General features: G+C 32.8%; 10 protein-coding genes. 3 read left to right on the top strand and 7 right to left on the bottom strand.

Annotated elements, in window-relative coordinates:
- Positions 1-25 precede the first annotated feature (25 nt).
- Both FFM65_RS02805 and FFM65_RS02800 read left to right on the top strand, forming a co-directional pair.
- Positions 26-1,879, top strand: coding sequence for a beta-glucoside-specific PTS transporter subunit IIABC (locus tag FFM65_RS02805; RefSeq protein ID WP_119317685.1), 1,854 nt, complete (start codon positions 26-28; stop codon positions 1,877-1,879).
- A 15-nt stretch (positions 1,880-1,894) separates the two neighbouring features.
- A complete protein-coding gene (locus tag FFM65_RS02800; protein WP_057816058.1) occupies positions 1,895-3,334 on the top strand; it encodes a family 1 glycosylhydrolase in 1,440 nt (479 codons plus the stop codon).
- 72 nt (positions 3,335-3,406) lie between these two features.
- Here the strand turns inward: FFM65_RS02800 and FFM65_RS02795 are convergent, their stop codons facing one another.
- The 4 genes from FFM65_RS02795 to FFM65_RS02780 form a co-directional block, all read right to left on the bottom strand.
- Positions 3,407-4,438, bottom strand: coding sequence for an amidohydrolase family protein (locus FFM65_RS02795; RefSeq protein ID WP_245954223.1), 1,032 nt, complete (start codon positions 4,436-4,438; stop codon positions 3,407-3,409).
- Positions 4,439-4,447: 9 nt separating this feature from the next.
- Positions 4,448-6,364: a beta-glucoside-specific PTS transporter subunit IIABC gene (locus FFM65_RS02790; RefSeq protein WP_119317687.1), complete on the bottom strand. Its 1,917-nt coding sequence runs from the start codon at positions 6,362-6,364 to the stop codon at positions 4,448-4,450.
- 74 nt (positions 6,365-6,438) lie between these two features.
- Positions 6,439-7,683: a neutral/alkaline non-lysosomal ceramidase N-terminal domain-containing protein gene (locus FFM65_RS02785; protein WP_119317688.1), complete on the bottom strand. Its 1,245-nt coding sequence runs from the start codon at positions 7,681-7,683 to the stop codon at positions 6,439-6,441.
- Complete coding sequence (locus tag FFM65_RS02780) at positions 7,677-8,912, bottom strand: hypothetical protein (RefSeq protein ID WP_119317689.1); 1,236 nt, start codon at positions 8,910-8,912, stop codon at positions 7,677-7,679. Before FFM65_RS02780 ends, FFM65_RS02785 begins: the two co-directional genes overlap by 7 nt.
- A gap of 140 nt (positions 8,913-9,052) precedes the next feature.
- On the opposite strand from FFM65_RS02780, the gene FFM65_RS02775 reads away from it, so the two are divergent.
- Entirely contained in the window at positions 9,053-9,916 is an 864-nt protein-coding gene (locus FFM65_RS02775; protein WP_162897903.1) for a LysR substrate-binding domain-containing protein, read from the top strand.
- 87 nt (positions 9,917-10,003) lie between these two features.
- Here FFM65_RS02775 and FFM65_RS02770 read toward each other — a convergent pair whose 3' ends face one another.
- Genes FFM65_RS02770 through FFM65_RS02760 form a run of 3 tightly spaced genes read right to left on the bottom strand, consistent with a single transcriptional unit; the run spans position 10,004 to position 12,410 of the window.
- Positions 10,004-10,708: a MurR/RpiR family transcriptional regulator gene (locus FFM65_RS02770; protein ID WP_119317691.1), complete on the bottom strand. Its 705-nt coding sequence runs from the start codon at positions 10,706-10,708 to the stop codon at positions 10,004-10,006.
- Positions 10,681-10,893, bottom strand: a complete 213-nt coding sequence (locus tag FFM65_RS02765) for a MurR/RpiR family transcriptional regulator (RefSeq protein WP_119317692.1) — start codon at positions 10,891-10,893, stop codon at positions 10,681-10,683. Before FFM65_RS02765 ends, FFM65_RS02770 begins: the two co-directional genes overlap by 28 nt.
- Before the next feature lie 20 nt (positions 10,894-10,913).
- Complete coding sequence (locus FFM65_RS02760; RefSeq protein WP_119317693.1) at positions 10,914-12,410, bottom strand: glycoside hydrolase family 1 protein; 1,497 nt, start codon at positions 12,408-12,410, stop codon at positions 10,914-10,916.
- Positions 12,411-12,746 lie beyond the last annotated feature (336 nt).

Here is a 12,746-nt window from a genome sequence, read left to right as displayed (position 1 = left end):
CAAAAACGCATTGGAGGGAATTAATATGTCATACCACGATCTCGCAAAGCAGATCCTAACGTTAATGGGCGGACCGAAGAATATTAAAAAAGTCTGGCATTGCGCTACTAGATTAAGATTCAATGTTAATGATCCAGACAAAGTTCAACAAAAGAAAATTGAAGTATTAGATGGTGTTATTCAAGTTGTTTATAGCCGTGAACAGTTTCAAATAGTTATCGGAACTCAAGTCGCAGATTTATATAACGAATTTATAAAATTAGATGGAGTTCCCGCTGATGCAAGTTCATTAACCGAGACTTCAGAAGATGAGCCAAAGAAAAAAGGTATTTTAGGATTATTGAATAGATTTATTTCATTCATTTCCAGTTTATTCATGCCATTCTTAGGTGCCATCTGTGGTGCCGGAGTTTTGAAAGGTGCTTTAGCATTATTTTCTACTGTAGGTTGGTTAAGTGCAAAAAGTGGAACATACATTATTTTAAACGCTGCTAGTGATTCATTGTTCTACTTCTTACCCATGTTCATCGCCTTTACAGCTGCTAAACAATTACACGTTGACAGATTTGTCAGTGTTGCGATTGCCGGAGCACTTGTTTATCCAAATATCGTTGCTTTAGCAACTAACAACACAACGCTACATTTCTTAGGGATTCCTGTAATTCCAATGAGTTACACTTCATCAGTTATTCCTATCATGCTATCAATTTGGATTTTGAGCTACTTAGAGCCATTGCTTAATAAGATTATTCCAAATAGTTTGAAATATGTTTTCGTTGCTCTACTGGAATTAGTTATTATGGTTCCACTTACTTTGATAGTAGTTGGCCCTATTGGAGCAACAATCAGTAATGCTTTAGCTGGTTCAATCATGGGAATCTATAATCACGCCGCTATCCTTGCCGGAATCATTATTGGTGGTTTATGGCAAGTCATCGTAATGTTTGGTTTCCATTGGATGATCTTACCTTTGATTATGAGTAATATTTCTAATCAAGGTGTTGATCCTATCTTCCCTATTGCTTGTGCTGCTGTATTTTCACAAGCAGGTGCGGCATTAGGTGTATTCTTGAAAACCAAGAATAAGAAAATGAAACAAGTATCTGGTTCTGCATTTATCGCAGCCATCTTTGGTATTACTGAACCAACTCTTTATGGTGTTACTTTGAAATATAAGAAACCATTCTACATTGCTATTGCAAGCAGTGCCATTGGTGGAATCATCATTGGACTTGCTGGAACACAAGCTCATGCCTTTGCTTTTCCAAGTTTACTTTCCATCCCTACATACTTAGGTCATGGTTTTGTTGGAGAAATGATTGGTTTAGCTGTTAGTTTCATTGGTGCAGCTGTCTTAACATATTTATTCGGATTAAAAGGTGTCGAAGCTGAACAATCAAATGATAATAATACAGAAACTATTCAAACATCTGATCATGATGAATTGATCATGCCTGTTAGTGGTACTAAGACCTCCCTATCTAATGTCAACGATGAAGTATTCTCCTCAGAAAAGATGGGAAAAGGAATTGCAATTGTACCAACATCCAATAAAGTGATTGCTCCTGTTTCGGGAAAAATTACAGCTACGTTCCCTACTAACCACGCAATTGGAATTACTGATAGTTTTGGTACCCAAGTACTTATCCACTTAGGAATCGACACTGTTAATTTGAAAGGTAAATACTTTAAGAGCCTGGTCAAAGATGGTGACACTGTCAGTCAAGGTCAAGAGCTAATTGATTTTGATTATGAAAAAATTGCCGAAGCTGGCTTTGACAACACTGTTATGATGATTGTTCTAAATAGTAAGGACTACAAAGTTGAACCAGAATTAGATACAAATAGTGATTTAGCAATTAATTTAACATTAAATTAGAAGGAGATATTAATTATGAGTAACTTTCCAAAGAATTTCTTATGGGGTGGCGCTACAGCCGCAAATCAATATGAAGGTGGATTTGACGAAGATGGTAAAACATTGTCAGTAATGGATATTTTACCTGATGAAGCACATGGCAGAAAACAAGCTATGAAACATCCCCTAGAAACAATGAAAAAGAAGTATGACTTTTATCCAAATAGAGTAAGTATTGACGGATATCATCACTGGGAAGAGGATCTGGAATTGCTTGCCGGTATGGGCTTTAACATCTATCGTATGTCTGTTTCTTGGCCTAGAATCTTCCCTAAAGCTAATATGGATAAACCTAATGAAGACGGTTTGAAATTCTATGATAAAGTCATCAAAAAGGCCAACGAATTAGGTATGCAAGTTCTAATTACTATTGACCACTTCGATACACCAATGTGGGCTGTTGAAGAGTTCAATGGTTGGGCTGATCGTCGTATGATTGATGAATATTTGAAATTGGCTAAGCTATTATTTACACGTTACAAGGATCAAGTTAAGTATTGGATTACATTCAATGAAATCAATATGTTATTACACTATCCACTATTTGGTGCTGGACTAGATTTAACTGGTGATCCAAATCCTAAACAAACACAATATCAAGCTGCTCATTATCAACTAGTTGCTTCAGCTAAAGCCGTAACAATGGGACATAAAATCAATCCGAATTTCATGATTGGTAGTATGATTGCTGGAATTTGTAATTATGCTTATACTCCATACCCTCAAGATGTTTTACAAAAACAAAAGGTCATGCGTGAATCATACTTCTTCCCTGATGTTCAAGCACGTGGATATTACCCTCGTTATGCTAAGAAGTTCTTTGAAGATAACAATATCAAATTGGATATCACTGATGATGATTTGGAAGCATTGAAAGATACTGTTGATTACGTTTCGTTTAGTTACTACTCATCAGGTGTTATTACGACTGACAAGCGTTTATTAGGAAACACAGCTTCAAGTAACTTTGCAAGTACATTCTCTGACTCAGTTATCAATCCTTACTTGAAAGCCAGTGACTGGGGTTGGATTATTGATCCGGTTGGCCTAAGAATTACTATGAATGACATGTATGACCGTTATCAAAAACCTCTTATGGTCGTTGAAAATGGGCTTGGAGCAATCGACCATGTAACTGACGATGACAAGATTCACGATGATTATCGTATCAAGTATCACAAAGAACACTTGGAACAAATGGGCTTAGCTATTAGAGATGGCGTTGAATGCTTAGGTTACACTATGTGGGGCCCAATCGATTTAGTTTCAGTATCTACTGGCGAAATGTCAAAACGTTACGGATTTATTTACGTTGACCGTGATAATGATGGTAATGGTACTAATAAGAGATTAAAGAAGGACTCTTACTACTGGTACAAGAAGGCTGTTGAAAGTAATGGTGAAGATTTAGATTAAAATTTATGATGAATAAAAAGGAGACAACCACATTCACAATAGATATGTGAATGTGGTTATCTCCTTATTTCATTAGATATGATAAATATTTTTTGAGTTCTTTACCAGTATGTTTTCTTTATCTGTAGATGTTAAATCCAAATTTTGAACAACCGATGGACCATCGACTAACCATGATTTTTTAACAGGATATGATGATCCATAAATAATATTCTTTGAACCAAGAACTTTTGAAGCAATCTCTAAATTGTCTTCACCCCAAGGTTGAGCATGGGAAATTTCATAATAAATATTATTTTCCATTCTCTGTTGAATATCAGAAATATCGGTATCAAATCTCCCATTTCCCGAATCATGTGGCAATAGCATAGTTTTATATGTAAAGAATCCCCCACCAAGCATTGAATGAATTAACTTCAAGTTAGGAATGTCTTCAAATAAATCACTAAATACTTCTCTACCAATAGCAATTATTTGATCTTCACAACGACCGTATGATCTTCTTAGATTTTCAAAGTCTTTAATTGAATCATATTCAATAGGAACTGGTGTATGATGCACATACACTGGGATATTCATTTCGGCCACTTTTTTTAAAAACGAACGATACATTTTATTATCTAAATATCCATCGTTATAGTGTGTGGATAATTGAACGCCTTTTAAGCCCAATGAATTTATTGCAAAATCTAATTCACTTAAATTTTCATCTGTACCATACGGAGGAACTACAGCTAAACCATACATTCTTCCACTACTTTCCTCAACATGTTTTGCTAAATCACGATTGAAAATCTTGCATAAGTCCAAATCTAGCCATTCTTGGCAACCTGGTAATTTTAAAAGTCCAATATCAATATTACCCTCGTCCATATCAGAAATTTGTTTATCCATTAAATAATCATTTTGAAAATAATCTAAGCTAGGTTGTCCGATAGGTTTTTCGATAGTAATTTTTTTTGAACCATCATCTAAAATTGTACTATAAGCTTTAGTATCATTATGACTATTAATGACTTTTAAAAAATGATTAAGAATACCATCATTTGTAAATAATTCATCAGGAAGCCAGTACATATTTGCATCAATAATCAAATAAATCACTCCAATCTTTTAATTCAAATTAACATTTAGAACTTTATCCCCATTTGAAACGGGACCAGTTTCAAAAGGTACTACAGACTTTAATTTTTCATTTTTCGTAACAATAACCATAACCGTTGGATCATATCCTTCGGCCTTGATTTTATTTAAATCGAAATCTACTAATAAATCACCCTTTTTGACTTTCATGCCTTGCACTATATGACTTGTAAAATATTTACCTTGTAAGTTAACGGTATCAATTCCGATATGAATCAATAATTCTTCCCCATCATTAGCAGCTATACCTACAGCATGTCCAGTTGGGTAAGCAACTCTAATGATTCCATCTACAGGAGAATAGACTTTGCCTTCACTCGGAATGATTGCAATTCCATCTCCTAAAGTTAATTGTGAGAACACATCGTCATTTACTGAAGTTAAATCGATTGCCTGGCCTTTGACTGGTGAAGAAATAATAGATTTTTTAGCTTTTTTCTTTGCACCTTTTTTTGAAAGAGCCCCAGATTCTTCTTTCTTATCGCCAATCATTAAAGCTGAAACCAAAGCAAAACCAAATGCAACAATACCACCAATACACAATCCAATGAAACCGAAATCAATTCCCTTAGGATTAATAAAACATGGAAGGCCTAAAATACCATTAGCACCAAATTCATATAATTTAGAACCCGATAGACCAGCGATTGCACCGCCAAGTCCGGCACCGGTAAATGAGGTGATTAAAATCCACTTTCTTGGAATTAAGACACCGTATAATGCTGGTTCACTTACGCCAAAAAATGAGGAAATAGCAGCAGCCACGGACATTGATCTAGTATCTTCATTCTTAGTACGGATGGCGACACCTAGTGCAGAACCCAAAACTGCCAATGCTCCAGAAAAAATAAGAGGGTTGATAATGTCGTAGCCGTAGTGAGCAACATCAATTGCAAAGAATGGAATAACAGCCCAGTGTAAACCAAACATAACTAAGATACTCCATAATGATCCAAGGAAGAATCCGGCGATACCTTTGTTCAGACCAACTAACCAAAGAACAGTATCACTTAAAATATTTTGTAGAATCATTGCAATTGGTCCAATAACAATCAAACTTAGTGATCCGACAATTAACAACGTAAAGAATGGAACAAAGACCATTTTTAAAACATCTGGCATTTTTTTATCAAGAAATTTTTCTATATAACTTGCAAACCAAACAATAATAATTATTGGAATAACAGTACTTGAATAACTTTGTAAAGCTACGGGAATACCCAAAAACGTTTCCTTATATTTTAAAGCAAAAATTGTACCTTTAAATATTGTAGTAACCGCCTTACTACTTGCTGCAGAAACAATTGTTGGGTACAAAAGAAAGGCGCCTAAAGTAATACCATATATTTCTTTCAATCCGAATTTTCTAGCAGCACTCCATCCAATTACTACTGGGAAAAAGTAGAATAATACATCTCCTAGAGCATTCAATATAAGATAAGTTCCACTATTCTCAGACAACCATCCTGTGATTGTACATACAGATAAAACAGCTTTGATCATACCTGCACCAGATAGAAGGCCTAAAATAGGAACAAATATTGAACTGATTAATCCGAGTGCTTTTGATAATAATCCTTTATCGTCTTCTTTATTAGCAGACATGTGAGAATCATTAGTATTTTCTGCCATATCTGTTGAGAATTTCCCAATTTTTATAATTTCATCATATACTTTAGCAACACTTGGACCAATTACTACTTGATATTGGCCGCCTTGCTTTACTACATTTAAAACTCCATTTGTATTTTTTATAACGTCATCGTTTGCTTTTGACTCATCATTTAAAACAAAACGAAGTCTAGTTGCACAATGGATAACACTTTTAACATTGGATTTTCCACCAACATTAGTTAGTATTTCCTTTCCCAATTTGTTGTAGTCCATGAAAAACAACTCCTTTTGATTATTTAAAAAATAATCGACTTAAAAAGGAAGCCCCGATTACGGCTCAAAAATAGTTAATTCTTCTCGTAAACATCAAGCATTCGACTGCCAAGAACAAATTTAGAAATGATTTCCTCAAAGGTTCCAGCTGGAACTGGATTACCGATTGTTTCAAATGATAGTCCGTAATCTTTTGCTTGTAAAAAATAGTAATGAAACCCATTGGAATAGCCTGCAATAAGAACAGTTTTATCAGTGGAAGCACGTAACATTTTTGCTCCTGCGGAAGCTAATTCTCCTGGGAAAACAAAAATTCTCAAATCTCCAATATCTAAAATTTCCATCGAAATAACATCATGAAATTGTGGCTCCGATAATTGGTTTTCACATTTATTTATTATTTCTTTGGGTGTTTGAGAGCCAACGATTTTCTTTGTTCCATTTTCTAGTTCTTGAATTGTTTCTTTTAAATCACGATCATAACTTTGCTTATCACTAATTACTTCTTGTGATTGAGTAATTACATGGATATTGTCTGAGACCATGTTAATGGTTTTAGAAGTATCGATTGTTGAAATGGACTTTGACAATCCTATAACGACCCTTTGAAGTTCATCAAAATCTTTACCTTGCCTATCATAGTGGTTACTAGAATCGGCAGCACAACCTACAAGCATCAAAGGATAAAATCCCCAAGAATTATAAAGCTCTTTTGAAAGATTTCCGGATAAATCTCCCGTTAAATACATATTATTGGCACTCAACACTGTCGAATGAACTGCTAAATTTACAATCCCAGCAATTGCTTTGCCCTCATGGATAAATTTAGTTACAGAGACAATATTATCTGATTGTTGACCTTTATGATTTCTATTACTGTAATAACCTAATACCAATTTTTGACCATATTGAACTGTTACATTTATCAATGACTTTTTACATTGGTCAAATAATTTAACGAAGGAATCGACGAAGAAGTCATAATATTTCTGATTGTATTTGCCAAATTCCCAAGTCCGATGATAATCACGAACAGAATGATGATCGTGAGTTACCCCAATTACAATATTTTCCATTGCAATATTGAATTTAGAACTGATTTTCTGACGAATATCTGCTGCAACAATGTCTTCTAGTTCCAAAAGATCCCCTGTTGCTAGAAAACACTCTTCACCTTTTGAGTTATGGAATAATAGACCATTAATAAAAATGTGATCATGTACACCCTTAGCTGGATCATTTCTCATAGGATTCTTATATCCAAGTAAGTAAAATGTTCCACTTGGTGTTATATCGATTCTTCCATGTCCAATTAACAAGATTTTCCCTCCTTTAATTTAATATTGATTTCTTCTGATACTCTTAAGAATTCTTCATCTGCATTTTGGCCAAGACTAGTATTCATTGCTTCATAAGTAATTCTTTCAAAATCCTTTTTTTCTGGTAAATATTTAAGACCACCATTAACCAATGTTGACATAATTACTTTTGAACAATTAATTCTTTTAATAAATTTGTTGGCAAATGAACTGTTCAGCTCGGGTTGAGTTCCTAAAACGAGAATATCATTTAATTGTAGAGCAAATATATTTGCTTTAATTGGTGTTTCAGATTTCAAGAATTTGTAATCATGCGTAGGACTCAAATCAAAAGTCCCATGTTGTTGAATTTGACCAGATAAAATTAGATTAACCTCAAATATATCAAATCTATCCAATTCAGTTGTTTTATTGCTATTAACCGATTGCAATATTGCATCTTTCAATAAGCTGGATTGTTCAAATAATAGCTGTCTGTTAACTGCATATGAATGACTATTATCTGCAACAATAAGTGGCCTTTGATCACCTGCTGCACCTATTAGTGGGAAAACAATGTTGGAATAACGATTTTCTACATGAGTAGCAGCAATACCAAAAATATCGCTAGCAATGACTCTCTGGTTATTGTCATTTGAAATATGATCAAACACACTCGGTTGCATATCAAAATTAAATATTAGATTCTTTGTCCCATTAGCTTTCTCAAATACAATGGTTTTTAACATATGATTGCTAAAAGCTTTAAAATTGCGACCTAGCCACCATCCTTGTGCAGTTTCTATATTTCGATTAATATTTAACGGACAATAAATTGAGTTGTATGAAATTTTAACGAATTGTAAATCCAAAAACGCTTCATTACACGATTCCTTTAAACTGGTTTCAATCTTTTCTATCCAAAATTTATAAACTTTTTTATCGTCTGTATTAGAAATATCATGTTTTAAATGTGGAGCTGAAAAAGTATGCGTTACGGTAATCCAAATGTTTTTTGAATCGGTATTATACTTATTACAAATTAATTCTTTAAATTTATTAATATCTCTCTGCGTTAAGGATGTCATTTCAATGGATACTAATATTTTTAGTTTTGACGAATCATTTTTTAGGAAAATCACTCTTGTATATAAATCTGTTAATTTACTAGCGAACTCCCGTATGGGAAGGTCTTCATCATTAATTTTGATTATACTTTTCCCAAATCCTACTTTTACTCTTTCCTTCATTTTTCTCTCCCTTCCAAAAGTATTCCACTTATCTAAGTAAGCGTTTTCTTTACGCTTCTATTATTACTTGAATTACTTTGACTCTCAATTCAAAGTAGGAATATACTGTATTCTTAATAGGAATGATAGAGGGTATAGATATGAATTTAAGATATTTGGATAGTTTTTTAGCTTTGGCAGAATATAATAACTTTTCTGATGCGGCCGCTTCGTTGTACGTTACGCAATCTAGTTTATCTAAAAATATAATGAAATTAGAATCCAACATGGGTACTAAATTATTCCTAAGAACACCGACAGGTACTTCATTAACCAAATATGGAAAAATTTATTATGATTATGCAAAGCAAATAAGTATTTTGCAAGATGAATGTGATAGCGCCATAAGGAAATCTTTATCAGAAGAAGTTTCTTTGAGGATTGGTGGCATACCATCCGTAGCCGATTATGGAATATTGGATTTAATAATGGATTTTATGAATGATACAGGTGTTCATTGTAAAATATCTACTAACCAAAGTAGTACTCTGGAAAAAGAATTATTAAATAATGAATTAGATGTTGCATTTATAAAAAACATTGAAAGTAAAAAGCTTAAAAATATTTTTTATAAACGTGATCAACTAGTAGCTGTTTTGCCGATAACGCATCCACTAGCAAAATCTAAAGTAATAACTATCTCAGATTTAAAGGACGAAGATTTTATATTTGAACCGGTAAATTCTCGTCCTTATAAACTATGCGTTGAATTGTGCAAGAGTCAGGGGTTCACACCAAATATTGTATATGCAGATAGGTTTATAGAAAATATTGTAGAATTTGTAAAGAATGGATTTGGAATTTCTTTATTGATGAGTAATTTAGTTCCAGAAGATAATGAGATTGTAAAAATACCAGTTGTTCCAAATACTATTGCAAAAATAAGCTTATGCTATCTTGATAATAATCAAAATCAGAAATTAAAGGAAAAATTTATTGATTATTCACTTGCAAAGAATCATTAAAATACAAAAACATCCCTAAATTGTGCGAGAGGGATGTTTTTTGATTTTTATAAATAATGTAATAACGTATTGATTCAAAAATCATTTTCATTTTTCTTTTATATTAAACGTAGAAGCATTTCTTCTATATTCAAAATTCTCAGAATTCTTAACCTTATATTCGTAATTATGTATAAAATTTCTAGCAAAACAAGAGGCATATATTAAATTAAAAATATGAATAATCGATTCTTCAGTCGTAAAATTACCGATTTTGCTATACAGCTTTTCTCTGGAAGAAATGGTCAAACAGCAATCGACATTTTTTCTAAGGTAATTATCCTCAGAACTTGTAATGGCGATTAAATTAACATGATTCTTTTTCAAAATATCAACAAATCTCATGGGCTCTCTAGATGAATTATTTCCAGAATAAGATACAAGTATTGCACAATCTCCTTTATCCATAGCTGCAGCCAATGATCCACCTTCATCTGTATTGGCAATAGCTACAATAATTCCAATACTTTCTAATTTTCTTCTTAATAGTTCTCCCATCAAATTATTAGGACTTATTCCAAATAAAATAATATGCTTATTAGCATTTAGAATTCTATCTACTGCCATATTAAGGATAGAAACATCTACCAAATCAGTAGTGTTCCTGAGACTCTCTATTTGTATCTCAGTCAATTTTTCAATAATTGAATCTGTTGATTCTCCCGCTAAAAAAGGTAAATTAGGGTCAATATCTGAATAGTGCTTATTTACATAGGTAATTTCTTCTAAAAAGTTTGCATAAATTCTTTCCATCCTGAGTAATTAAGACTTTGAGCAAATCGAAAGAGTGTCGATTTCGATGTAAACGTCTGATCAGCAATTTGTTGCATAGAATAATTACCAATGTGTTCTTTCTCTTTAAGTAAAAATTCAGCAATATACTTCTTTGCGTTAGTTTCTGTAACAGATATTTCTTCCAATTCTTCAATCAAAGCCATCTATATACCCCCCATAAAAGTTAATTTAATACCCTTTCATTAAGTATACTTGAACCATTTGAACTAATTACATCTTTATACCAATAAAATGAATCTTTCTTATATCTATTATATGTTCCAGAACCATCATCATTTAAGTCAACATATATGAAACCATAACGTTTGGACATTTGAATAGTTGAATTTGACAAAAGATCGATTGGACCCCAGGGAGTATACCCCATTAAATCAACCCCATCTTCATGAATAGCATCATACATTGCCTTAATATGAGCTTCGAGATATTTAATACGGTAATCATCATGGATAGTAGAATCTGGTTCTAATGTATCTTTTGCACCTAGACCATTTTCAACAATCATTAAAGGAATTCTATAACGATCATATAAATCAATCAAAGATATTCTTAATCCAGTAGGATCAATTTGCCATCCCCATTCACTGGATGGAAGATAAGGATTTTTTACACCAATCGTAGTGTTACCACTAGTTAATTCAAGATTTGACTCATCAGATGCAACACAGGAAGTCTGATAATAACTAAATGAAACAAAATCGACTGTATTCTCCTTTAAAATATTTAAATCGTCTTTTGTCATCTTTATATTAATATTTTCATTTTTAAATTTAGAAAGTAAGTACGAAGGATATTCCCCAAAAACTTGGATATCTGCAAAAGCGTATACTTGTCTCATTTTTTCTTTTGTGGCGAGAACGTCACTTGGTTTGATTGAATAAGGATAATAAGTCAATTTGGTAGTCATGCAGCCGACTTTACTATTAGAATTCATCTCATGTATATATTTCGTTGCTAATGAACTGGCTACTAACTGATGATGCATAGCTTGATAAAGAACAGTCTGAAATTTATCTTTCGGAAATCGACTTTCAATAAGTCCTCCAGTCATAAATGGATGTCTCAAAATACTATCTATTTCATTAAAAGTAAGCCAATAACGAACCTTGTCTCCCAATTCATCAATTACTGCTTTTACATAATTCATAAAGAATCCAATTGTACGTCTATCATACCAACCATTATATTTAGTACATAAATTCAAAGGTATTTCATAGTGAGAGAGAGTAATGATTGGCTCGATATTATATTTCAAACATTCATTTACAACATCGCTATAGAATTCTAACCCTTTTTTATTTGCATGCTGATCATCACCATTTGGAAAAATTCTGCTCCAAGCAATTGAGAAACGATATGCTTTAAAACCCATTTCGGCAAATAATTCAATATCTTCTTTATAATGATGATAAAAATCAATTCCATGCCGCTTTGGATAATTATACTCACTATTACTTTTTAATGCTGTATCAATCATGTCATCAGTAATATCTGTATTGCCTTTTACATTATTCAGTTCCGCAACTGTTTGAGGATTTCTAAACAATTGAACATCAGCTACCGACGGACCTTTACCATTAATATTCCAAGCTCCTTCTATTTGATTTGCTGAGGTAGAACCGCCCCATAAGAAATTTTTTGGAAATGTTTTAACTGTCATTTTTAAACACCTTTCATGTTCTTTTAATTTTAGTTTAACAGGCTAGATAGCACTAAAAATCCCAGGTTGTTTCGTAATTATACGATTTTCGACACTAATTAAGGAACGCCGTTCCTATTTGTATGAAAGCGCTTGTATAACTATTAAAAATGACGTAAATTACTTCACGTACACCGGTGAAACAAATACATGAGGTGATTTTATGAGTTCAAATTATCGTCAACTCGCAAAGATGATTGTTGATAATGTAGGTGGAATTGAAAACATTGATTCATTACACCATTGTTAAACAAGACTTAGATTCAAGCTTAAAGATACGCAAAAAGCTAACAAAGA

Source organism: Companilactobacillus formosensis, from assembly GCF_005405305.1.
Classification (GTDB): domain Bacteria; phylum Bacillota; class Bacilli; order Lactobacillales; family Lactobacillaceae; genus Companilactobacillus; species Companilactobacillus formosensis.
Note: the sequence above shows the minus strand (reverse complement) of the source record. Positions and strands in the feature narration are given on the sequence as shown.